Source organism: Amycolatopsis sp. NPDC051061, assembly GCF_040682935.1.
Classification (GTDB): Bacteria; Actinomycetota; Actinomycetes; order Mycobacteriales; family Pseudonocardiaceae; genus Amycolatopsis.
Genome location: NZ_JBFBBZ010000001.1, coordinates 482,284 through 504,251, shown reverse-complemented (window position 1 = coordinate 504,251; position 21,968 = coordinate 482,284). Strand labels below are relative to the sequence as shown.

The window sequence follows — 21,968 nt, the reverse complement described above, 5'->3', positions numbered from 1 at the left end:
GGGCCAAGGAGTTGCGCGAGGATGGACGCATGGACGACGACATCGAAGACCACGCCGACGAAGGCATCTTGGATCCCGAGGACACTTTGGACGACCGCGACGAGCTGGCGGAGGGTTATTCACCGCCGGAACGCCCGCGGGGCACCGAAGAGTGGGGCACGACCGCGCGCGAGACCGCCGAGGGCGAGAGCTGGGAAGGCCGGCTGGCCCGCGAAGAACCGGATCTCGCGTCCGACGGGGGCGACGACGGTGACGGCATCGGTGACAGCGAAGACTCCGACGGCGAGCTGATCGACGACGAGGTCGGCGACGTCCGCGCGGGCCGCCTGGTGGCGACGGACGAAGGCTTCGGCGCGGACACCGACGAAGAGCTGCACGCGTCCGACGCGGGCATCGACGGCGGCGCGGCTTCGGCGGAGGAAGCGGCCGTTCACGTGATCGACCCGTCCCGCCGCTGGTGAGGTGACGGCCGCCCGGCGGTCGGGGGTTTACCGGGCGTCCGTCACCACCGGACCGCCGAAGCCGCCGGAGGGCGCGGCCCGCAGGGAAGACGATCCGGTCACGCGGCCGGACGCTCGGCCCGAACCGCCCCCTCGACGGTTCGCGCCGGCGACGGCGACGAGGTCCACGGTGCCGGACGGGCCTTGCGCGAAGCTTTCCCGATCCTTTCCGGGCTTCGATTACAGTGGGCGCCCGGACGGGCACAGCGCGGAGGAGGGCGGCGCCGGTGCGTTTCAGGCTGCTGGGCGAGCTCGACGTCCGCGTCGACGGCCGCCCGGTGGAAATCCGGCGCCCGCGGCTGCGAGGACTGCTCACCGCGCTGCTGACGGACCTGAACAAGGTCGTCCCCGCGGATGTCCTCGCCGAGCGGATCTGGGGCGGCCGGCTGCCGGTCAACCCGCGCAACGCCTTGTACAGCTACGTTTCCCGGCTGCGGACGGCCCTCGGCGAAGACGCGCTCGCGCAGCGCTCGGGCGGCTACCTGCTGACGTCGGATCCCGATGACGTCGACCTGCACGTGTTCCTGCGCCTGCTCGGCGAGGCCGGGGCCAGGGCCGCCGGCGAAGACGAGGAGAAGGCCCGGCTGCTGACGCGGGCCCTGGACCTGTGGACGGGCGAGCCGTTCGCCGGCCTCGACACGCCGTGGTTCGCCGGCCTGCGCGAGACGCTGGAGAGCCGGCGCTTCGGTGCGCGGCTCGACCTGTTCGACGTCCGGCTCCGCGGTGACCGGCCGGGCGGGCTGATCCCGGAGCTGACCGCGCTGGCCGAGGCGCACCCGCTCGACGAGCGGCTGAGCGGGCAGGTGATGCTCGCGCTCCACCGGGGCGGCCGCCAGGGTGACGCGCTGCGCGAGTACGACCGGATGCGCCGCCTGCTCGCCGAGGAGCTCGGCGCCGATCCGGGTGCGCCGCTGCGGCGGGTGCACGAGCGGATCCTGCGCGGCGACCCGCGTCCGGACCCGGTCCCGGCCGGCCCGGTGCCGCACCAGCTCCCGGCGGCGCCGTCGTCGTTCGTGGGCCGGGAGGAGCTGCTGGCGGCGCTCGACCGCGCCGGCGAGCCGGCGGGCCCGGTGGTGATCTCGGCCATCGGCGGCGCGGGCGGGATCGGGAAGACCTGGCTGGCGCTGCACTGGGCGGCCGGCCGGCTCGACGAGTTCCCCGACGGGCAGCTGTACGTGAACCTGCGCGGCTTCGACCCGGTCGCCGAGCCGATGCCGGTTTCCGTGGCGGTGCGCGGGTTCCTGCACGCGCTCGGCGTCGGTGGCGCCGCGCTGCCACCGGACCCGGACGCGCAGCTCGCGCTCTACCGCAGCCTGCTCGCCGGCAAGCGCGTGCTGGTCGTGCTCGACAACGCGGCCGGCACGGATCAGGTCGTCCCCCTGCTGCCCGGCAGCCCGACCTGCCGGGTGGTCGTGACCAGCCAGCACCGGCTGGGCGCGCTCGTCGCGACGCACGGCGCGCGGCCGATCTCCTTGGACGTGCTGTCCGCGCCGGAAGCCCGGGAGCTGCTCGCCCGGCACATCGGCCGGGAACGGCTCGACGCCGAAGCGGGGACCGTCGACGAGCTGGTCCGGCTCTGCTCCGGGCTGCCGCTGGCGCTGGGGATCGTCGCGGCCCGCGCGGTCACCGCCCCCGAACAGCCGCTCCGGCTGCTGGCCGAGGAGCTGGCGGACCACGCGGCCCGGCTCGACGGCCTCGACACCGGCGAAGCCGGCCTGAGCCTGCGTACGGTCTTCTCGTGGTCCACGCGCCACCTGGAACGCGGCGCCGCGACGGTGTTCGGCCTCCTGGCCCTGGCCCCCGGCCCGGACATCGGCCTGGCCGCCGCGGCGGCGCTGGCCGGGCTCCCGGCCGCCGCGACGCGCACGGTGTTGCGCACGCTGGAGAACGCGCACCTCCTGACGCGGGGCGCGACCGGCCGCTACCGGATGCACGACCTGGTCCGGCTCTACGCGACCGAAGAGGCGGTGCGGACCCTGCCGGAAAGCGTTCGCGACGACGCGCTGCGGCGCGTGACCGACTTCTTCCTCCAGACGTCCTGGCACGGGAACCGGGTGCTCGAGCCGCTCGACGCGCCCGTCCCGATCGCGCCGCCGTTGCCCGGCATCGAGCCGCTCGAGTTCGCGAGCCACGTCGACGCGCTGCGGTGGTTCGCCGAAGAGCACGCGTGCCTGACCGCCACCACCGAACTGGCGGTGCGGAGCGGCCGGCACACCGTGGTCTGGCAGCTGGTCTGGCTGCTCAACGAGTTCCGGTCCCGCCAGGGCCTGTTGCCCGAACGGGAGGCCGGCGCCCGCAGCGCCCTCGCCGCGGCCGAACTGCTCGGCGACGTCCCGGCCCAGCTCCTGGCGCACCGGATCTTCGCCGGCGCCAGCATCTTCGCGGGCCGCCCGGAGCTCGCGCTCGAAAGCCTGCCCGCCGCGCTGGCGCTGGCCGAACGGTCCGGCGACCGGCTGCAGCAGGCGCACCTGCACTACGTGCTGGCGGGAGCGCACGAGTACCACGGCGGCGACTACCGGGCCGAGCTCGTCCACGGCGAGCGCGTCCTCGCCCTGATCGAGCCGGACCACGACCCGCGCCTGTACGTCAAGGCGCTCGACCTGATCGGGTTCTGCCACCTCAGCTGGCACGACTGGCCCCGGGCCCGGCACTGGCTGGACCGGGCCGCCGAGGTGGCGCGGAAGTACCACGACCTGAACGGGGAGGCGCACGCCGTCGGCAACCTGGGCTACGTCGCACTGCGCAGCGGCGACTGGCCCGCCGCCATCGGCCACTTCGAGCGGGCCGTCGAAGTGCTGCGCACCCTCGGGAACGTCCGGCACGCGACGTTCTTCCTCGTCGCGCTCGGCGACTGCTACCGCGCCGCCGGGCGGGACGGCGACGCGCGCGAAGTCCTGAACGACGCGCGCGCCCGCTACCGGACCCATCCCGAAGGGGCGCGGCTGAAGGAGCTCGAGGCGTGCCTGCTGGCGCTGGACGCGAGTTCGTCCCCGTGACCGTCCGCGGGGCCGGACCCACCCCCACGACGGGTCCGGCCCCGATTTCGCGAGCGGCCTAATCCTTTCCCCCGACCGGCGCGTGGGGTAGGCGGCAGAGCGGTCATGTCCGGATCCGGCCGGGCCCGCCCGCGCTGCCGGAAGGGGACACGGGATGCTCGAGGGGCTGCTGACACCCGGCGCGGGCGCGCTGTACGACGCGCTGGTGCGCACCGGACCGCTACCGCTGGACGACCCGCGGGCCGAGAGCCCGGAGATGCGGGAGCTGTTCGACCGCGGCTTCGTGCGCCGCGACTACCGCGACGACCCCGTGATCGCGCCGATGGAGCCGGTGCGCGCGGTCGACCACGCCATCCTGGGCGCGCAGCAGCAGCTGCTGGAGCAGCAGCGGCAGATCGTCGCCGCGCGCCAGCAGCTCGACGTGCTGCAGGCGGTGTACCGGGCGGCGAACGGCACGGGCGGCGACGCGGCCGTCGAGGTGCTGACCGACCCGCGGCGCATCGGCTCGCTGTCGCTGGAGCTGTGCCTGTCCGCGCGCGAGGAGTTCCTGACGTTCACGACGCGCCACTTCAAGCGCAAGCCGGACGCGAGCACGGTGATGCGGCTGCCCGACGCGGTGACCGAGCGCGGGGTGGCGTTGCGCAACGTGTACGAGCGCGCGGCGCTGGAGTTCGAGGGCGCGAAGGAGGTCGTCGACGCGAGCGTGGCAGCCGGCTGGACCATGCGGGTGGCGCCGGAGCTGCCGATGAAGATGGTGATCGCCGACCGCCATTCGGCGCTGGTCCCGCTCGACCCGAGCGGGATGGAGGGCGCGCTGTTCGTCCGCAGCCCGACGATCGTGGCGTCCTTGCGGATGCTGTTCGAGCTGGTCTGGAGCCAGGCGGTGGCGGTCAACGGACCGGCGTCCCAGCCGCGCCACGGTCTGACGCCGACCCAGGCGAAGGTCCTGGACCTGCTGGCCACGGGCATGACGGACGGCGCGATCGCCCGGCACCTGGACGTGAGCGAGCGAACGGTCCGCCGCCACGTGCAGGGGCTGCTGGAGGCGCTGCAGGCCGACAACCGGGTGGCGGCGGTCTTCGCGGCGACCCGGCTGGGGTGGCTGGGCTGAGGCCTGTACCCGCGTCGCCGGGCGCTACTGCAGCTTCCGGCACTCCGGCGGTCCCTCGGTCCAGATCCACACGCAGGTCGGCCTCGGCTTGCCGACGGGTCCGACGCCGGTGGCCGCCGAAGCCGCCGGCGCCGTCAGCGCGCCGAACGACGCCGCTCCGGCCAGTACCGCGGCCAGCGCGGCCCAGGCTCGCTTGCGCATGTTCGTCCTTCCGCGAAGTGATCTTCCCGGACCAACCTAAGGCCGGGGCCCCGCGCAGCGGCAGGGGCGGGTTCGGCCACTGTCCGCTTCCGGCCACCGTCCGCCCGGCCGGAACCGGACGTTGGCCGCCCTCGACCGGTGCGCCCGGCGCGGCGCGCTCCTACCGTCGGGGCATGGGTGAGGAGGCGCCCCCGCGCTGGTGGGCCGAGGAGGGCGCGCGGCCCCGGCCGGAACCGGTGGGCTGGTGGCCCGAAGCCGACACCCTGCACTGGGTCCAGGCCCGCCCCGACGACGACCCGCCCGGCTAGCGCACCTCGCCTTGCCGGAGCCCTGCCACCAGACGTCATGAAAGGGTCGTTCATGACGCTGGACGACAGGAAAGAGTCGTTCATGACGTCGCCCACCCCCGCCCAACGTCGCGAATGACTCATTCGGGACCTCCGGCGCCCCCAATGACTCATTCGCGACACCCGACTCCGCACGCGGCCACCGACTTTGCCGGAGCCCCTGACGTTCGAGGCGCCCGGCCGCGTCAACCGCGGTCGTACTCGCGCACCGCGTCGAGGTACTCCGAAATCGCGTCCCGGTTGCGCAGCAGGCACTCCGCGCGCCGCGCCATCCGGTCGCGCTCGCCCTCCAGGGTCGCGATCATCTCCGGGGTCGCGTCCGGGAAGTAGATCGCGCGGGGCTTGTCGAGGCACGGCAGGATCTGTTTGATGATCCGGGTGGGCAGCCCGGCGTCGAGCAGGCCGCGCACCTGGATCACGCGGTCGACGCTCGCCCGGTCGTAATCGCGGTAGCCGTTCGCCGCGCGTGAAGCGATGATCAGGCCCTGCTCCTCGTAGTACCGGAGCAGCCGGCGGGACGTGCCGGTGCGCTCCGCGAGCTCGCCGATCCGCATGTGCGCCACCTCACGTAGACCTTCACACGTATGTGATGGTTCGAGCATAACGGCATGAGAAGCTCCCTCCTCGCCCTCACCACCGCCGCGTTCGTCACCGTGCTCACCGAGGCGCTGCCCGCGGGGGTGCTGCCCGGGATGAGCGCGAGCCTGGGTGTCGGCGAATCCGCGGCGGGCCAGGCCGTGACGATCTACGCCCTCGGCACCGCTCTCACCGCGATCCCCCTCTCCGCGGCCACCGCGGCCTGGCCCCGCAAACGCTTGCTGCTGGCCGGGGTGGCCGGGTTCGCCGTCGCCAACACCGTCACGGCGCTGTCTCCCGCCTACCCGCTGACCATGGTGGCGCGATTCGTCGCCGGGGTGGCCGCGGGCGTCGTCTGGGCGCTGCTGGCCGGGTACGCGCGCCGGCTCGCGCCCCCGGAAGGCCAGGGCAAGGCGATCGCGATCGTGATGGCGGGCATCCCGCTGGCCCTGTCGCTGGGCATCCCGGCCGGGACGTTCCTCGGCGGCCTGCTCGGCTGGCGCTCGGCGTTCGGCGTCATGTCGGCGATCGCCGTCGTGCTGCTGGCCTGGATCTCCGCCGCCGTCCCGGACCAGCCCGGGCGGCCGGCCGGCCGGGTGCCGGTCCGGCGGACGCTCACCGTGCCGGGCGTCGTGCCCGTCCTGGCCGTGACGCTGGTGTTCGTGCTGGCCCACACCGTGCTCTACACCTACGTCGCCGCGTTCCTCGGCCACGCCGGGATGGGCGACGCGGTGGACGTCGTCCTGCTGGTGTTCGGCGTCGCCTCGTTGGCCGGGATCTGGGTCGTCGGCGCCCGCATCGACCACGCGCTGCGCACGCTGACGGTCCTCAGCACGATCCTGGTCGCGGTGGCCGCGACGCTCCTGGCGGTGTTCGCGGGGAGCCCGGCGCTGGTCTACGCCGCCGTCGCGCTGTGGGGCCTCGGCTGGGGCGGCGTCCCCACGCTCCTGCAGACCGCGGCCGGGAACGCGGGCGGCGAAGCGGCGGACAACGCGCAGGCCATGCTCGTCACGCTGTGGAACGCGGCGATGGCCGCGGGCGGCGTGCTCGGCGGCGTCCTGCTCGACGCCGCCGGGCCGGCGTCGTTCCCCTGGACGCTGCTGGTGCTCCTGCTGCCGGTGCTCGCCGTGGTGCTCGGCGCGCGGCGGCACGGCTTCCCGGCAGCGTCCTGAGTGGACGAAGGGCCCGGGCGGGTTCGCGCCCGGGCCCTCCAGCTCGTGTTTCAGCAGCGGCCGGCGATGGCCCGCAGCAGTTCCGCGTTCGTGCTGTCACCCGACAGTTCCCAGGCGAACATGCCGCCCAGCCCCTGCGACTTCGCGTAGCCGGCCTTGGCCGACGCCGTCTCGGGCGTGTCGTAGCTCCACCACTGCGAGCCGCACTTCGCGTACGCCGTACCGGCGACCTTGCCGTTGGCCGGGCAGCTGTTCTTCAGGATCTTGTAGTCCTCGACGCCCGCTTCGTACGTGCCGGGAGCTGGGCCGGTGGCGGTGCCGCCGGGCTGCTTCTGCGTCACGCCGTCCCAGCCGCGGCCGTAGAACCCGAGGCCCAGCAACATCTTCGACGACGGCACGCCCTGGTGGCGCAGCCTCTGGATGGCGGCGTCGGCGTAGAACCCGGCGGTCGGGATGCCCGGGTAGGCCCGCAGCGGCGAGTGCGGCGCGGTCGGCCCGGTCGGCTGGCCGCCCGCGACGAAGTAGTCGTAGGTCATCACGTTGTACCAGTCGAGGTAGCGGCTCGCCCCGGCGTAGTCGGTGGCGTCGATCTTGCCGTTCTTCGAGCCGTCCGCGGTGATGGCGGCGGTGACGAGCTGCTGGTGCCCGAACTTGTCGCGCAGTGCCTTGACCAGGGCCGTGAACGCCTTCGACCCGCTCTCGTCGCAGGTGTTGCCGCAGGCGTTCGGGTACTCCCAGTCGATGTCGATGCCGTCGAAGACACCCGCCCAGCGCGGGTCGTTGACGAGGTTGTAGCAGGACTCGGCGAACGCGGCCGGGTTCTTCGCCGCCTCGGTGAAGCCGGCCGACCAGGTCCAGCCGCCGAACGACCACAGCACCTTCAGCTTCGGGTGCAGCTTCTTCAGCTCGAGGATCTGGTTGAAGCTGCCGTGCAGGGCACCCGGCTCGGCGCTGTCGGCCTGGCCGCTGACGCTCGTGGCGGCGTCGTAGGGCATGTCGTGGTCGGCCCACGGGTCGCCGACGGCGCAGCCGCCGCCCGTCACGTTGCCGAACGCGTAGTTGATGTGGGTCAGCTTCGCGGCCGAACCGGACGTCTCGATGTCCTTGACGTGGTAGTTGCGGGCGTAGACGTCCCAGTCGGCGAAGTAGGCCATCACTTTGCCCTGGGACTGCCCGGCTTCGGCGGCGGGCGGCGCGACGACGGAAGCACCGGCCAGCGCCAGCGCGGCGACAGCGATCCGTTTTCTCATGCGAAGCAAGGAACTTCCCTTCGTCGGGCGCGGCCGGTCGGACGCGCCGAGGCTAACAGGTCCAGACCACTGCGGACCAGAGTCAATCGTTGTGGTCAAAGGGTTTCCCGGTACCCCCGGAGCCGGGCGCGGATTCACGGCGTGGGAGGATCAAGCGATGACCGAGTTCGGCTGCGCGCGCTGCTCCGGCGAAGACGCCCTGACCGCGCTGGCGTTCTGCACGACCCGCCTGCGGGAGACCCACCGCCTGGTCGAAAAGTCGCACTTCAGCATCGCGCTGCGGGCGTGTCCGGAATGCGGCCAGGCGTTCGCGGCGATCTTCACCGAGTTCGTCGACGGGACCGGCGGCCAGGACGCGCAGTACTTCGACTTCGTCCCGCTCACCGCCGCCGAGTGGACATCGTTGGCGGCGCAGGGATCCCGGGTCGACCTCGTGCGGCTGGGCGCGCTCGGCAGCCTCCGGCGGCGGCTCTCGTCGAGCTGGCCGACCGGCGGGGCGAAGCGGATCTCCTGGCGGACGGACGCGCTTTCGGTGCGCGAGGGCTACTGAGCCGCCAGCCGGAGGATCGCCGCGACCGAACGGTCGACGTCGGCCTCGGTCGTCGTCCAGCCGGACACCGAAATCCGTAGGTACCGGCGGCCGCGCCAGGTGGTTCCGCCGAGCCAGCAGGTTCCGTCGCGCTGAATCCGGTCGATGAGCGCGTCCGTCCGGGTGTCGTCGCCGAAGGAGACCAGCACCTGGTTGAGGACGACGTCGTTGGCGATTTCGGCGCCGCCCTCGGCGAGGGTTTCCGCGAAGCGGCGGGCCAGCCGGCAGCAGCGGTCGACGAGCTCGGCGACGCCGTCGCGGCCCAGCTCGCGCAGCGCCGCCCAGACCGCGAAGCCCCGGGCGCGGCGCGACGACTCCAGCGTGAGGTCGCCCATGCCGGACACCTCGCCGGCGCCGGTCAGGTACGCGGCGCGGTAGGCGATCGCCCCGGCGTGGACCTCGGGACGCGCGCAGAAGACGAACCCCGAGTCGTAGGGGACGTTGAGCCACTTGTGCCCGTCGCAGGCCCAGGAGTCGGCCAGCTCGACGCCGTCGAGGAGGCTCGCGGTCTTCGGATTGGCGGCGGCCCAGAGGCCGAAGGCGCCGTCGACGTGGATCCAGGCGTTGGGGGCGGCCGCACGGGCGGCCCGGAGGTCGTCGCAGGCGCCCGTGTTCACGTTGCCCGCCTGCAGGCAGACGATCGTGGGACCGTCCACTTTGCCACCGACGTCGTCGACGTCGATCGAGCCGTCCGGTTTCGCCCTGACCGGTTCGACGGCCCGGGTGCCGAAGCCGAGCAGCCGCAGGGCGCGATCGATGGTGGCGTGCCGCTCCTCGCTCGCGACGACGCGGACGCGCGGGGCCCCGGCGAGCCCGTCGCGCTCGACGTCCCAGCCGGCCTCGGCGAGCACGTGGTGCCGGGCGGCGGCCAACCCGACGGTGTTCGCGGCCTGCCCACCGGTGACGAAGCCGACGGAGGCAGTGGCGGGGATGCCGAGAAGGTCCTTCAGCCAGGCTCCGGCGACCTCTTCGGCCGCGGCGGCGGCCGGCGAGAGGACGGCGTTGAAGCCGTTCTGGTCCCAGCCGGTCGCGAGCATATCCGCGGCGGTGGCGGCGGGGAGCGAGCCGCCGATGACGAAGCCGAAGAAGCGCGGGCCGGCGGTGGCGACCAGGCCGGGTTCGGCGGCGCGCGCGAGTTCTTCCAGGACGGTTCCGGGCGGCGTGGGGGCCTCGCGGAGCTGCCCGAATCCCGCGCGCAGGGCGGCGGGATCGGCTTCCCGGGCGACGGGCCGGTCCGCCAGCCCGTCCCGGTATCCGGCGGCCAGCTCGGCGGCGCGGGCCAGGAGATCACGCAGTTCGTCCACGGCCCGACTCTAAGCCGCCTTCGGGTGCGCGGCGCGCACATTTTCCCGGGCCAGTTCGACCGTCGTCGCGATCCGCCGCTGCCGCGTCTCCGGCCGCTTGGCCTTGGCGATCCATTCCAGGATCAGCCGGCGAGACGACGGCGGGAACGCCGCGAAGTGCGCGGCCGCGGTCACGTCGAACGCCTCCCGCAGGTCCGGCGGGACGATGCCGTCCTGCGCTTCCGCCAGCGCGTCCCACGTCCCCGTGCGCCGCGCCAGGTCGACCATCGCCTGCCCCGGCGGGGTCATCAGGCCGGCGTCGGTCAGCCGGGCCACGCGTTCGCGGTTGACCTTGCTCCAGGTGCTCTTCGGATTCCTCGGCGTGAAGCAGAGGTACGTGCTTTCCGCGTCGCGCTTCAGCGCCTTGCTGTCGATCCAGCCGAAGCACAGTGCCTGCTCCATCGCCTCGTGGACCAGCACGCCGGGAGTGCTGCTGTGCTTCCGGCGGATCACCAGCCACGCCGCCGGCACCCGGGCCGTCGCCAGCCACGCGCGCCACTGCGCCACCGACGTGACGTCCACCACCGGAATACCGTCCAGAGTCTCCATGCCCACATCGTCGCGGGTGAAGTGGTCATCTTCTGAGCACTTTGACGCGGGAACAATCGGACGCCGCGCGGCGTAGCGTCCTGGTATGGAGACTCCGTTGAGCACCGACCGGCTCGTGATCCGGGACTGGACGGTGGACGACGCCGAAGCCGCGTTCGACATCTACGGCGCGGAGGACGTGACGCACTGGCTGACCCCGGCCATGGAGCGCGTCGGCGACATCGGCGCGATGCGTTCGGTGCTGCACGCCTGGCAGGAGACGCAGCCGAACCTGCCGCCGCCGCGCGGGCGGTGGGCCGTCGAGCGCAAGGAAGACGGCGTGGTGATCGGCGGCCTCGGCATCCGGCTGCTGCCGCCGTTCGAAGAGGACCTCGAGCTGAGCTGGCAGCTCAGCCCGGGCGTCTGGGGCCAGGGGTACGCGTCGGAAGCGGCGACCGCGCTGATCGAGTGGGCGTTCACCCAGGACACGGAGGAGCTGTTCGCCGTCGCGCGGCCGAACAACACGCGCGCGATCGCCGTCGCGAAGCGGCTCGGCATGCAGTGGGTCGGCGAGACGGAGAAGTACTACAACCTGCGGCTGCAGGTGTACCGGATCCGGCAGACCGACCTCATCGACTGACCGGCTCCAGCAGGAAGACGCGGATCTCGCGGTCGCCGGCGCGCACGGCGTAGCGGTCGTAGGCCGGCCAGTACGACGCGACGGCGTCCCACATCTCTTGACGCTCGTCGCCGGCCAGGAGCCGCCCGGCGACCTCGACGGTCCGGCCGCCGATCGCGACCGTCGCCTTCGGCTGGGCCAGGAGGTTCGCCGACCACGCCGGGTGCGCTTCGTCGCCCCAGTTGGAGCCGATGACGACGTATCCGCCGGCGCGCTCGACGTAGAGCAGCGGCACCTGCCGCGGCTCACCGCTGCGGCGCCCGACGGTGGTGAGCAGCAGCGTCCGCAGCCCGACGGCCGCGCCGACGCCGACCCGGCCACCGCTGATCCGCAGCAGGACCCGATCGGCGGGCACGAGCGCCCGCCCGAGCACCGCGAACGCCTTGCTCTTGCCGAACCCCGCGAACACCCCGCGCAAACCAGCCACGGTCGAACCCTAGGTCACCACCCCGATGGTGGCGGCGGTGCCACGACCGGCGGCCGGTCGTCGCAGGTGATCGTGTTCGGGAGCAGCCACGGGGCCAGCCAGCCGCCGTCGTTGCCGCCCAGGTCCGTCAGCGTGAACTCCGAGCCCGTCGGCGGGAAGGTGAACGAGCCGCAGTTGTTCACCCCCACCGCGCCGACGTGGCGCGCGTCGACGTTCCGGAACGAAGCCGACCCGGCCGACCGCGCGCTCAGCACGGACGTCCCGGTGCCGTCGACGCGCAGATCCGCGAACTTCAGCCCGGTGATCGTGTACTTGTCTTTCACCGGGAAGTCGCTGACCAGCATGATCGCGTTGTAGGTGTTGTCGAGGAAGTGGTCGCCGGTCACCGAGACGTCCGCGGCGATGTCCTTCTCCAGCGCGTAGAACCAGATCGCGCCGAGCCCGATCTTCCAGTTCAGCTCGAACGTCCCCGCCCGCACGGTCGTGTTGTCCGCGATCCGCAGCGTCCCGGCGAACGGCTCGGCGCCGAACCGCGACCCCACCTGGATCGCGCTGCCCTCGCGGATCGGGTCGGCGATCAGGTTGCCCGAGACCGTGTTGTCGACGCCGCCGTACAGCGCGATCCCGTTGGCCAGCACCGGCGTCTGGACCGTGTTGTGGTCGAACGTGTTCCGCGCGTCCTGGGTCTTCTCCGACCACATCGCCAGGCCGTCGTCCCCGGTGTTGCGGACGAAGTTGTTCGATACCACCGAATCCGTCACTCCCGTGTGGAAGTTCAGGCCGTCGGCGATCTGGTCGGCGATGACGTTGTCCGTGATCCGCGTGTTCCGCATCGGCCCGTCGAACCACAGGCCGACCTTCGTGTGGTGCAGGTACAACGAGTCCACGGTGGAGTCGTCGAGCGCCCCGCCGATCGCGTTGACCTGGTCGGTGTCGACGCGTTCCCGGACGTCGCCTTCGACCGCGAAGCCGGAGAGGTGGACGTCGTGACTGCCCGCGGTTTCGCCGTAGATGCCGACGCCGTGCCCCTTGACGATCGTGTACCAGCTGCCCGCACCTTCGATCGTGACGTCGTCGACGAGGACGTGCCGGTTGACCTGGTACGTCCCGGGCGGCAGGTACACCTTGAGGTGCGCGCGCCGCGCGAAGGAGATGGCGCGGTCGAGGGCGTCGGCCGAGTCGCGGCGGCCGGTCGGGTCGGCGCCGAACAGCAGCGCGTCGGCCGCGAAGGGAACGAACCGCGGCGGGGCGACCAGTTCCGAGTCGAGCAGGTCGACGACCGTCCACGCGGCCGCGCTCCCGGCCGGGACGGTGAGCCGGACCTTGTCGCCCGCCCGGTACGAACGGCCGAGCAGGAGCCGCTGCTCGTCGTAGAAGTGGCTGGGGCGGAAGGGCTTGCCGAGCACCGGCGCGGGCGTCGTCGCCGCGGGCACGCACGAACACTCGGTGATCCACCAGTCCGGGTGCAGCAGGTCCGCGCCGGGATCGTTGGTGAACGGGTACTGGTTGTACAGCCACGAATACTGCGACGTCAGCGTCATCCGCTGCCGGTGCGCGCCGTTCACGGTGACGTCGAGCGGCGCGGTGATCCCGCCGCCGTGCGGTGCGTCCGGAATGCCTGTACCGGACGGTGATCGCGTTCGCCGCGGCGGGCAGCGTGAACTCGACGTACTGCCCCGCCGTCACCTGCACCGCCCGGCGGCCGGACGCTTCGGACGGGAGCGTGTAGGCCGAGCGGTCGGGGCCGAGCACGACGCCGTCGGTGCGCGCGTTCTCCGCCTCCTGCTCGAGAAAGCCGACGCTGGCGCCGCCCCCGGCGACGAGCGCCGGGTCGAGCGCGGCCCGCGTCACCACCGGCCGATCGGCGGCCGACGCGGGCGCGGCCACCGAAAGCAGGGTGACGACCGCGGCGAGCACGGTTCCGAAGGTGCGTCGCGCCATCGCGGACCTCGATTCTCGAGTGGAGTGCCGCGGAAGAGTAGGTCGCGACTCGCCTCTCACACAAGGTTTTGCCGGAACTTACTCTGTAATTGCACACATCAGTACGGAAGTTGCGCAACCGGACGTCTGGCAAGGTGGGCTCATGACGCGCCCCGAATCCGCCGCCGAAGTCTTCGACGCGCTCGGCAAGGACTACGAACACGCCTTCCGGAACCTGGCCGAGCAGCGGGCCGCGATCACCGCGCTGGCCGAACGGCTCCCCGCCGGCGCCGCGGTGCTCGACCTCGGCTCGGGAACCGGGCGCCCGACCGCGGACCTGCTCACCGCGGCCGGTTACGCGGTGACCGGGTACGACGTCGCGCCGAAGATGGTCGAGATCGCGCGGGCCCAGGTGCCCGCGGCGCGGTTCGAGGTCGGCGACCTGCGCGAGCTGTCCTTCGAAGCCGCCGGCTGGGACGCGATCACGGCGTTCTTCTCGATGTTGCAGCTCCCCCGGGCCGACCAGGAGACGATGATCGGCCGGTGCGCGGACTGGCTGAAGCCCGGCGGCCTGCTCGTCCTGGCCACCGTGCCCGCCGACGTGGACGGCGTCGACATCGTCTTCATGGGACACCCGGTCCGCGCGAGCAGCTTCACCGCCGAGGCCCTCGCGGAGAAACTTCGCGCGGCCGGCCTGGAGATCGTCCGCGAAGAGCAGGCCCTGTTCGTGCCCGACCACCCCGAAGCCGGGCCCGAGCCGCACGTCTACTTCACCGCGTGCAAGCGTTCGTGAGTCGATCGTGGCGTCAACCCCTCACCGGACCGATCACCCGGTGGACATGAATTTTACTCAAGTTCGTGCGTACCCCGGGCCGCGGAGCCGAGCTAAAGTGAGGAATGGGCATCGAAGCTCTCGCCAGGCCGGTACCTCGCGAACACCGCGAGCTGGTGCGCGAGATGCTGGCCAGACTGCCCGAGTTCGCCGACCGCCTCGCCCGCCTGCTGAGCGAAGAGGACGAGTTCTACCGCCAGGTGGAGAGCGTCGCGCCCGGTGAGCTCCGCCAGGTCTGCCGGGCCAACCTCGAGCGCGCGCTGACCGCGCTGGTCGACGGCCGCGGCCTCGCTCTCGACGCCGCCCGCAAGACCGGGCTCGTCCAGGCACGCCAAGGCATCCCGCTGCCCGCGGTGCTGCGCGCCTTCCGCATCGGCGGCACCTTCGTCTACGAAGGCCTCCTCGAGCTCGCCGGCCCGGAGTTCCTCAACCCCACCCGGACGATCGAGATCAACTCCTATGTCTGGAAGGCGATCGACCTCTACTCCGACGCCCTCACCACGGCGTACGAGCAGGTCGCCGCCGAGCCGTCGTACGCGGACGCGCGCCGGCTGGACGACCTGCTCCGCGGCCGGCTCCCGAGCCAGGCCGACATGGAGGCCGCCGCCCGGGACCTGGGCCTGCCGACCGCGGGCATGTTCGTCGTCGTGGTCACCGAGCGCGTCGAGCCCGACGAGCACGACACCGTCGAGGCGTTGCTGCGCGCCCGCCGCTGGCGCTCGGCCTGGCGGCCCGGCGGCGAGGCGGGCCTGGTCGCGATCGACCGCATCGAGGACGTCCGGCGGTTGCGCGAAGTGCTGGGCTCGCTGCCGGTGGCGGCCGGGCTGAGCAAGCCGTTCAGCGGGTTCCCGGACGTCCCGGACGCGCTGCACCGCGCCCGGATCGCCCGCCGCTCGCTGCCGTCGGGGACGGCCGGCGTGGTGGTGTTCGGCGACTCGCCGGTGACGACGCTGGTCGCCGCCGCGCCGGGGATGGCCCGCGACGTCGTGCGGTCGGCGTTGGGCAGCGTGCTCGCCCTGCCCGGCGCGGAACGCAAGGTCCTGCTCGACACGCTGCTCGCGTGGTTCGCCGGCCACGGCTCGGCGAAGGAGGCGGCGGACCGGCTGTTCGTGCACCCCAACACCGTCCGCTACCGGCTGCGGCGCGTGCAGGACCTGACCAAGCGCGACCTGACCGACCCCGTCGACATCGGCGAGCTGTACGTCGCCCTCGAATCGGTGCGGCTCGATCCGGGAGCATCGTAGATCACCAGATACCGATTGACTTTCGATAGCTATCCAGCGATAGTCGTCGCATGTTGACCGAAAGACGCGCGGTCGCCGCGCTCCGGGTGTTCCTCGTGGTGCTGTTCGGCGTCCTCGTCGTGTTCCAGACGCTCTCGCTGCCGGGCGCGATCGCCTACAACACGCAGCAGAACCCGCACGACGCTCCACTGCGCTGGCCGCTGACCGCGATCGCCGTGTTCCTCGTGCTGTGCGTCCAGGTGGTGCTCGTCTCGACCTGGCAGCTGCTGACGCTGGTCAAGAAGGACCGGATCTTCACCACCGCGTCCCTGAAGTGGGTCGACGCGATCGTCTGGGCCATCGGCGCCGCGTGGCTGGTCTTCGTCGGCATGCTGATCTTCGTCGGCTTCAACGCGGACGACCCGGGGATGCCGATGCTGCTGTTCCTGGTGACCGTCGGGACCACCGTGCTCGGCCTGTTGATGGTGGTCATGCGCGCGTTGCTGCGGCAGGCCACCACCCTGCGGACCGACCTGGAAGCGGTCATCTGATGGCGATCGTCGTGCGCATCGACGTCGAACTGGCCAAGCGCAAGCTGAGCGTCGGCGAGTTCGCCGAGAAGGTCGGGCTGACGCCGGCCAACATCGCGGTGCTGAAGAACGGGCGCGCGAAGGCGGTCCGGTTCAGCACGCTGGAAGCGATGTGCCGGGTGCTCGGCTGCCAGCCCGGCGACCTCCTGGAGTGGGTCGACGACTAGCCGGTGTCCCCTGACCTGGGAACGCGGCCTAGTGCTCACCGCGGTGGCGCCGGGTGGCGATCTCCGCCGCCGCGAACCCGTGGTCGAGCATCTCCTTCTCGTACTCCCCGACCGCGTCGAGCAGCGGCGCGCCCGAAGCCAGCCGGCCGGCGAGCAGGCCCGCGTCGTGCAATGCCACTCCCGCGCTGATGCCCGCCGGCGGCATCGGGTGCGCCGCGTCGCCGGCGAGGGTCACCGGGCCCGGTGACCACGGCTCCGGCCGCTCGGCGGTGTAGATGCTCGACGGCACGACGTAGGCCGGGTCGCTCAGCCGGATCAGCGCGCCGAGCGACGGGTGCCAGCCGGCGAGCGTCGTCGCCGCCAAGTCGATCAGCTCGCCGGGGTCCAGCCGGAAGAAGTCCGGGCCGAACGCGCTCGTCGAGGCGGCCGCGGCCCACATGACGTAGTCCTCGCCCGGCGGGAAGCCGAACTCGGCCGGGTCGCGCCGGAAGCGCTGCGCGGCAAGGACGATCCCGCGGCCGTCCGGGCCCGTCACCCCGAGGAAGCCTTCGAGCGCCGCGTCCGGGGTCAGGTCGCGGGCTTCGCCCGTCAGCGGTGTGCGGCCGTAGATCAGCCGCGCGTCCTCGACGGTCACCGTGAAGTCCGGCAGCAGCTGCCGCCGGATGCCGGAGCCGACCCCGTCGGCGGCGACGAGCAGGTCGCCGTCTTCGGTGGTGCCGTCGGCGAACCGGACGCGCACCCGGCCGTCGTCCAGCAGCGTGTAGCCGGCGAACTCGGCGCCGAAGCGCGTGCAGCCGGCGAGGTCGCGCAGCATGATCCGGCGCAGCGTCAGCCGATCGACGGTGAGCCCGGCGGCGTCCGGCGGCACCGGGATTTCGGTGAAGGTCCCGAGGTCGGGGCCGGCCACGGTGACCCCGCGCCCGGTCCGGCACGACGTCGCGGCGGCCTGCTCGTAGGCCTCGGCCGGCAGCCACGCGCGCAGGGCCGCGTCGCCGTCGCCGCCGATGTGGACCCGGTAGCCCTGCGCGCGGGCGTCGACGGCGGCGTCGCGTTCGAAGAGCAGGACGTCGATGCCGTGCCGGCGCAGGCCGTGGGCCAGGCACGGGCCGGCCAGGCCGGCGCCGCTGATGAGAACTCGCATGACTACCCCCGTGGTGAGATGGTCTCAACTGAGACCATCTCAGATGCTAGCATTCCCGCCATGGAGGCTCAACCAGTCGATCCGACGGCCATCGGGATGCTGCTCAACCGCGCCCACCGGCTGGCCCGCGCGCACGCCAACGACGCGGCGCGGCCGACCGGCATCGAGCTGCAGCACGCCGGGGTGCTCGCGGCGGTCCGGGGCGGCGGGGTCCGCAGCCAGCGCGAGCTCGGCGCGGCCCTCGGCGTCGACAAGTCCACCCTGGTCCGGATCGTCGACGACCTGGAGCAGCGGAACCTGGTGCGGCGGCAACGATCCGCGCACGACCGGCGGGCGTACGAAATCGTGATCACCGAGGAGGGCGAGCAGCGGCTCGACGAGGCGGGCGAGCTGTTCGCCGAGGCGATGACCGGCCTGCTGAAGGTGTTCGACGACGCGGACCGGCGCCGGCTGCACGAGCTGCTGAGCCGGTTCGTCGCGCAGGAGTCGTGAGCGAGAAACCGTGTTTCTCACTCACGACCACCCGTGGAAGACCGGCTAAGCCGCGTCCGCCTCGACCAGCCGGGCCAGCTCCAGGAGCGTGCTCTCGAAGCCGGGGCCCGCGCTGAGCGCCACCGTGAGCGGGCCCCCGTGCCGGCCCGTGCCCACCGGGAGCGTCACCGCCGGCTCCGTCCACTGGGGACGGTCCACACCGGCCGAGACGACCACGTCCGGCCGGGCCACCACGCGCCGGCGGCCGCCGGCGTCGAGGTCGAGCACCACGTTGCCGTGCAGGGAAAGCAGCGCGGCGACGTCGGCGACGGCGTCGCGCAGCTCACGGTCGGCGATCGAGTCCGAGTGCGCGCCGATCGCCGCTCGCGAGGGCTCGCCGCCGAGCCTCGGCACGATCACGCCGAGGTCGCCCGGGGTGCACGCGAGCACGCGGATGCCGGGCACGCCGGCCAGCGGATCGGTCAGCGTGATTCCGGCGCTCGCGGCCGCCGCCACGATCCGGGCCCGCCAGCGCGCGGTGGCCGCGATCGCGACCATCGAAGGGTCCTGGGGCAAAAGGGAGTTTCTCCTTTGCGGTCCGGCGCGGCGGATGGCGGATCGTCCGATGGTGGGCCCATGCCCGTTGTGCCCGGGAACAAACTTGTTTGGTCGCTTGGTCCGAACGGCGGCGCACATGCGACCTTCCGGTGGCACCGGGTGTCTGTGACCGCCGGTCACACTTTGACGTGCGGCGTGGCGCGGGCCACTATCCGCAGCACCTGATTACCGCCGGGTAATTTGCGTGTCGACGAAGACTACCCAGGAGGACCGTTGCGACGTGCTTTCGGCCTGATCTTGCTGGCACTGGGCGTTTTCGCGGTCGCCGGGGCGGTGCTCCTCCCCACGTACGTCTACCCGAAGCTCGCCAAGGTGCCGCTCGACCAGGACTCCACGTCGGTGCTCGAAGGCACCGCGAGCAAGGTTCTCGCCGTGACCGACGACGGGTCCGGCCCGGTCTCGAACATCCGCGAGAACGCCAAGCTGACCGCGGTGGCGCACGTGCAGGCCAACTTCGCCGCGCCGGAGATGCAGGAAGACACCGACTACGCGGTCTGGCTGCTGGCGGTGCAGGTCACCGACGACGCCGACAACACGGTGCTCAGCGCGAGCAAGCGGCAGGTCTGCTTCGACCGGCGCACCGGGGAAGGCTACGAGCCGCGCGGCACGACCGACCCGAAGTGCGACGCCGGGAGCAGCTACGTCACCGAACTGAAGGACAAGGCCGACAAGGACGGCCAGAAGCCGCCCGAGACGAACATCGAGAAGGCGCAGCCCGGCCTGAACTTCAAGTTCCCCTTCGGCACCGAGCAGAAGGACTACAAGGTCTACGACGACAACACCGGCGCGGCCGTCACCGCGCGCTACACCGGCACCGAGACGGTGAACGGGATCGAGACCTACAAGTTCGTCCAGGACATCCCCGACACGAAGCTCGACTCGAAGCAGGTGCCGGGCTCGTTGGTCGGCTCCGACCAGTCCGCCGTGGACGCCGACCTCTACTACCGCGGCGTCAACACGATGTGGGTGGAGCCGGTCACCGGGATCCAGGTCAAGCAGCAGCAACAGCAGCACCAGGAACTGCGCGTCGGCACCAGCGGCAGCTCGACGGTCGTCTTCGACGGGACGCTCGCCTACAACGGCAAGACCATCTCGCAGATGGTCGACCAGGTGAACGCGAACAAGGGCAGGCTGGAGTTCCTGTCGAGCACCGGCCCGCTGTGGCTCGGCATCGGCGGCGGCGTGCTGATCATCGTCGCGATCGTGCTGCTGGCCCGCCGGCGGCCGCCGGAGCCCCCGACCTCGCACCGGCGGCGCCAGGTCGCCTACGCGGGCAGCTGAGTCACTTCCTGCGCAAGACCAGAACCAAGTTCCAGGACGCGATTTCGCGCAGGCCGGGAATCCGCACGATCCACATCGCCCAGCTCGGGTGGTACCGCGGATACCCGGCCACGAAATCGGCGAGCGGCGTCGCCTTCGCCCAGCGGAGCGCGGCGCCGACCGAAACCGGGAACAGGCTTTCCCCGAATTTGTTCTTCGGCTGCTTCCCCAGTTTCCGCGAATACCGCTGCCGGGCGTAGTGCCCGCCGAAGAAGTGCCACGGCGCGGTCTCGTGGCCGCCCCACGGCGAGTACCACGGCGTGAACGACGCGAAGACGGTGCCGCCGGGCTTGGTCACCCGGCACATCTCGTCGAGCATCACCCACGGCTCGCTGACGTGCTCGAGCACGTTCGACGAGTAGCAGACGTCGACGGAACCGCTGCGCACGGGCAGTTCCGTGCCGCTGGCGCGGATCATGTTCTCGCCGGGCTCGCCGCGTGCGGACAGTTCGCCGACGTCCGGGTCGAGACCGAGGTAGACCGCGCCGGCCGCCCGGAAGGCGTCGGAGAAGTAACCCGGCCCGCCGCCGACGTCGAGCACCGTTCGCCCGGACAGCGGAGCGTGCGCCGCCAATTGCCGGACCGAGTCGCCGGCCAGCGTCGAATAGAAGCCGTCCGGGTCCGTCTGCTCGGTGAGGAACGTGCGGAACAGCGTCACGGAACGACCCAGCGTGGCCTGATGAGGCCGGTCGAGAACCGGATTACCTACCATTGAACCGTCGCTTTCCCGAATACGTTCCTCTACTGTGTACGCACCGGTAACCTAGCATCGTCGCTACAGTTTGGATAACCCGATGGAACGACCTCGAGTGCTCCTCGTCAACTGGCGCGACACCGGCCACCCCGAAGGCGGCGGGTCGGAGCGGTACGTCGAGCGGATGGCCGAAGGGCTCGCGAGAGCCGGGTACCGGGTCGAAATCCAGTGCGCCGCCTACCCGGGCGCGACCGACGGCGAATGGCGCGACGGCGTCCGCTACCGGCGGCGCGGCAACAAGTTCGGCGTGTACGCGCACGCGCTGCGCGCCATCCGCCGCGCCCGCGCCGACCTCGTGGTCGACGTCCAGAACGGCATGCCGTTCTTCGCCCGGCTGGCCGCCGGCTGTCCCGTGCTGGTGCTCGTGCACCACGTCCACCAGGAACAATGGATCAGCGCGCTCGGCGAGACGCTGGGCCGGGTCGGCTGGTGGATCGAGTCGCGGCTCGCGCCGTGGCTGTTCCGCAAGTGCCGGTACGCCACGGTTTCCGAGGTCACCAAGGCGGAGCTGGCGGGGCTCGGGATTGAGCGCGAGCGCGTCACCGTGGTGCCCAACGGCCTCGACGCGCCACCGGTGTGCGTGTCCGAGCGCGACGCTTCCCCGACGCTGGTCGCGGTGAGCAGGCTGGTGCCGCACAAGCGGATCGAGCACGCCATCGACGTCGTCGCGCGGCTCGCGCGGCGCTGGCCGGAACTGCGGCTCGAGGTGGTGGGCCAGGGACCGTGGGACGAGGTCCTGCGCGCGCACGCGGCTTCGCGCGGGGTAGCCGATCGCGTGGTCCTGCACGGCTGGGTCGACGAGCAGGCCAAGCACGAGATCCTCGCGCGGTCGTGGCTGCACCTGTGCCCGTCGGTCAAGGAGGGCTGGGGCATCGTCATCATGGAGGCCGCGGCACACGGCGTGCCGTCGGTGGCCTACCGCGCCGCGGGCGGCGTGGCCGAGTCCATCGTGGAGGGTCGCACCGGGCTCTTGGCCGAGGACTTCGACGACTTCACCGCCCAGGTCGACGGCCTGCTCGCCGACGGCCTGCGGCGGGCGGAGATGGGCCTGGCCGGCGCCGAGCGGGCCGGGCGGTTCAGCTGGGACGTGAGTGTGGGCCAGTTCGAGTCGCTGGTCCGGGACGTCTCCGGGCTTCCGGCGCCCCGGCGGCGGATGCTGGGTCACGTGACGCGCGGCTCGGCCCTGGCGTCATGAACGACTCTTTCATGTCAC

The 21,968-nt window shown here is 72.2% G+C and carries 25 protein-coding genes; 15 read left to right on the top strand and 10 right to left on the bottom strand.

Annotation, left to right across the window (positions count from 1 at the left end; genetic code table 11):
- Positions 1-29 precede the first annotated feature (29 nt).
- From AB0N03_RS02470 to AB0N03_RS02460, 3 genes are all read left to right on the top strand, one after another.
- Complete coding sequence (locus AB0N03_RS02470; RefSeq protein WP_364364108.1) at positions 30-461, top strand: DUF5709 domain-containing protein; 432 nt, start codon at positions 30-32, stop codon at positions 459-461.
- 266 nt (positions 462-727) lie between these two features.
- Positions 728-3,496, top strand: a complete 2,769-nt coding sequence (locus AB0N03_RS02465) for a BTAD domain-containing putative transcriptional regulator (protein WP_364364106.1) — start codon at positions 728-730, stop codon at positions 3,494-3,496.
- Positions 3,497-3,650: 154 nt separating this feature from the next.
- Positions 3,651-4,607 carry a LuxR C-terminal-related transcriptional regulator gene (locus AB0N03_RS02460; protein WP_364364103.1) on the top strand — a complete coding sequence of 319 codons (957 nt, stop codon included), beginning with the start codon at positions 3,651-3,653 and terminating at the stop codon, positions 4,605-4,607.
- Between the two features lie 24 nt (positions 4,608-4,631).
- Here AB0N03_RS02460 and AB0N03_RS02455 read toward each other — a convergent pair whose 3' ends face one another.
- A complete protein-coding gene (locus AB0N03_RS02455; protein ID WP_364364100.1) occupies positions 4,632-4,808 on the bottom strand; it encodes a hypothetical protein in 177 nt (58 codons plus the stop codon).
- Positions 4,809-4,981: 173 nt separating this feature from the next.
- On the opposite strand from AB0N03_RS02455, the gene AB0N03_RS02450 reads away from it, so the two are divergent.
- The gene (locus AB0N03_RS02450) at positions 4,982-5,116 is read left to right on the top strand and encodes a hypothetical protein (protein ID WP_364364097.1); all 135 of its coding nucleotides are present in this window, start codon (positions 4,982-4,984) and stop codon (positions 5,114-5,116) included.
- Positions 5,117-5,340: 224 nt separating this feature from the next.
- Here the strand turns inward: AB0N03_RS02450 and AB0N03_RS02445 are convergent, their stop codons facing one another.
- The gene (locus tag AB0N03_RS02445) at positions 5,341-5,709 is read right to left on the bottom strand and encodes a MerR family transcriptional regulator (RefSeq protein ID WP_364364094.1); all 369 of its coding nucleotides are present in this window, start codon (positions 5,707-5,709) and stop codon (positions 5,341-5,343) included.
- A 54-nt stretch (positions 5,710-5,763) separates the two neighbouring features.
- Between AB0N03_RS02445 and AB0N03_RS02440 the strand changes: the two genes are divergently transcribed.
- Positions 5,764-6,903 (top strand): MFS transporter, encoded by a 1,140-nt coding sequence (locus tag AB0N03_RS02440; protein WP_364364092.1) that lies wholly within the window; start codon positions 5,764-5,766, stop codon positions 6,901-6,903.
- A 50-nt stretch (positions 6,904-6,953) separates the two neighbouring features.
- Here AB0N03_RS02440 and AB0N03_RS02435 read toward each other — a convergent pair whose 3' ends face one another.
- Positions 6,954-8,153, bottom strand: a complete 1,200-nt coding sequence (locus tag AB0N03_RS02435; RefSeq protein ID WP_364364089.1) for a glycoside hydrolase family 18 protein — start codon at positions 8,151-8,153, stop codon at positions 6,954-6,956.
- Between the two features lie 157 nt (positions 8,154-8,310).
- Here AB0N03_RS02435 and AB0N03_RS02430 point away from each other — a divergent pair, with 157 nt between their 5' ends.
- Positions 8,311-8,703, top strand: a complete 393-nt coding sequence (locus AB0N03_RS02430; protein WP_364364086.1) for a hypothetical protein — start codon at positions 8,311-8,313, stop codon at positions 8,701-8,703.
- Here the strand turns inward: AB0N03_RS02430 and AB0N03_RS02425 are convergent.
- Together AB0N03_RS02425 and AB0N03_RS02420 are read right to left on the bottom strand one after the other, a co-directional pair.
- On the bottom strand, positions 8,697-10,037 hold the full coding sequence (locus AB0N03_RS02425; RefSeq protein ID WP_364364270.1) for a pyridoxal-dependent decarboxylase: 1,341 nt from the start codon (positions 10,035-10,037) through the stop codon (positions 8,697-8,699). The two genes, AB0N03_RS02430 and AB0N03_RS02425, sit on opposite strands and share 7 nt — an antisense overlap.
- A gap of 18 nt (positions 10,038-10,055) precedes the next feature.
- The gene (locus AB0N03_RS02420) at positions 10,056-10,634 is read right to left on the bottom strand and encodes a YdeI/OmpD-associated family protein (RefSeq protein WP_364364083.1); all 579 of its coding nucleotides are present in this window, start codon (positions 10,632-10,634) and stop codon (positions 10,056-10,058) included.
- A gap of 85 nt (positions 10,635-10,719) precedes the next feature.
- On the opposite strand from AB0N03_RS02420, the gene AB0N03_RS02415 reads away from it, so the two are divergent.
- Positions 10,720-11,253 (top strand): GNAT family N-acetyltransferase, encoded by a 534-nt coding sequence (locus AB0N03_RS02415; RefSeq protein ID WP_364364080.1) that lies wholly within the window; start codon positions 10,720-10,722, stop codon positions 11,251-11,253.
- On the opposite strand, the gene AB0N03_RS02410 is transcribed toward AB0N03_RS02415, so the two are convergent.
- Both AB0N03_RS02410 and AB0N03_RS02405 read right to left on the bottom strand, forming a co-directional pair.
- Positions 11,243-11,710 (bottom strand): nitroreductase family deazaflavin-dependent oxidoreductase, encoded by a 468-nt coding sequence (locus tag AB0N03_RS02410; RefSeq protein WP_364364268.1) that lies wholly within the window; start codon positions 11,708-11,710, stop codon positions 11,243-11,245. The genes AB0N03_RS02415 and AB0N03_RS02410 overlap by 11 nt on opposite strands.
- A 23-nt stretch (positions 11,711-11,733) precedes the next feature.
- Positions 11,734-13,260 carry a glycosyl hydrolase family 28-related protein gene (locus AB0N03_RS02405; RefSeq protein WP_364364077.1) on the bottom strand — a complete coding sequence of 509 codons (1,527 nt, stop codon included), beginning with the start codon at positions 13,258-13,260 and terminating at the stop codon, positions 11,734-11,736.
- Between the two features lie 62 nt (positions 13,261-13,322).
- Here AB0N03_RS02405 and AB0N03_RS02400 point away from each other — a divergent pair, with 62 nt between their 5' ends.
- The 5 genes from AB0N03_RS02400 (at position 13,323) to AB0N03_RS02380 (ending at position 16,451) form a co-directional block, all read left to right on the top strand.
- Positions 13,323-13,448, top strand: coding sequence for a hypothetical protein (locus tag AB0N03_RS02400; protein ID WP_364364074.1), 126 nt, complete (start codon positions 13,323-13,325; stop codon positions 13,446-13,448).
- 354 nt (positions 13,449-13,802) lie between these two features.
- Entirely contained in the window at positions 13,803-14,432 is a 630-nt protein-coding gene (locus AB0N03_RS02395) for a class I SAM-dependent methyltransferase (RefSeq protein ID WP_364364072.1), read from the top strand.
- 104 nt (positions 14,433-14,536) lie between these two features.
- Positions 14,537-15,715: a helix-turn-helix domain-containing protein gene (locus AB0N03_RS02390; protein ID WP_364364069.1), complete on the top strand. Its 1,179-nt coding sequence runs from the start codon at positions 14,537-14,539 to the stop codon at positions 15,713-15,715.
- Positions 15,716-15,765: 50 nt separating this feature from the next.
- A complete protein-coding gene (locus tag AB0N03_RS02385) occupies positions 15,766-16,245 on the top strand; it encodes a DUF2975 domain-containing protein (protein WP_364364066.1) in 480 nt (159 codons plus the stop codon).
- Positions 16,245-16,451: a helix-turn-helix transcriptional regulator gene (locus AB0N03_RS02380; RefSeq protein WP_364364063.1), complete on the top strand. Its 207-nt coding sequence runs from the start codon at positions 16,245-16,247 to the stop codon at positions 16,449-16,451. Before AB0N03_RS02385 ends, AB0N03_RS02380 begins: the two co-directional genes overlap by 1 nt.
- 28 nt (positions 16,452-16,479) lie before the next feature.
- Here the strand turns inward: AB0N03_RS02380 and AB0N03_RS02375 are convergent, their stop codons facing one another.
- Entirely contained in the window at positions 16,480-17,592 is a 1,113-nt protein-coding gene (locus AB0N03_RS02375; protein WP_364364061.1) for an NAD(P)/FAD-dependent oxidoreductase, read from the bottom strand.
- A 60-nt stretch (positions 17,593-17,652) separates the two neighbouring features.
- Here AB0N03_RS02375 and AB0N03_RS02370 point away from each other — a divergent pair, with 60 nt between their 5' ends.
- On the top strand, positions 17,653-18,084 hold the full coding sequence (locus AB0N03_RS02370; protein WP_364364058.1) for a MarR family winged helix-turn-helix transcriptional regulator: 432 nt from the start codon (positions 17,653-17,655) through the stop codon (positions 18,082-18,084).
- A gap of 45 nt (positions 18,085-18,129) precedes the next feature.
- Here AB0N03_RS02370 and AB0N03_RS02365 read toward each other — a convergent pair whose 3' ends face one another.
- A complete protein-coding gene (locus tag AB0N03_RS02365; RefSeq protein ID WP_364364055.1) occupies positions 18,130-18,621 on the bottom strand; it encodes a hypothetical protein in 492 nt (163 codons plus the stop codon).
- Between the two features lie 273 nt (positions 18,622-18,894).
- On the opposite strand from AB0N03_RS02365, the gene AB0N03_RS02360 reads away from it, so the two are divergent.
- Positions 18,895-19,962, top strand: a complete 1,068-nt coding sequence (locus AB0N03_RS02360) for a DUF3068 domain-containing protein (protein WP_364364052.1) — start codon at positions 18,895-18,897, stop codon at positions 19,960-19,962.
- 1 nt (position 19,963) lies between these two features.
- Here AB0N03_RS02360 and AB0N03_RS02355 read toward each other — a convergent pair whose 3' ends face one another.
- Complete coding sequence (locus AB0N03_RS02355) at positions 19,964-20,659, bottom strand: class I SAM-dependent methyltransferase (protein ID WP_364364050.1); 696 nt, start codon at positions 20,657-20,659, stop codon at positions 19,964-19,966.
- A gap of 151 nt (positions 20,660-20,810) precedes the next feature.
- Between AB0N03_RS02355 and AB0N03_RS02350 the strand changes: the two genes are divergently transcribed.
- Entirely contained in the window at positions 20,811-21,950 is a 1,140-nt protein-coding gene (locus tag AB0N03_RS02350) for a glycosyltransferase family 4 protein (RefSeq protein ID WP_364364266.1), read from the top strand.
- Positions 21,951-21,968: the final 18 nt, after the last annotated feature.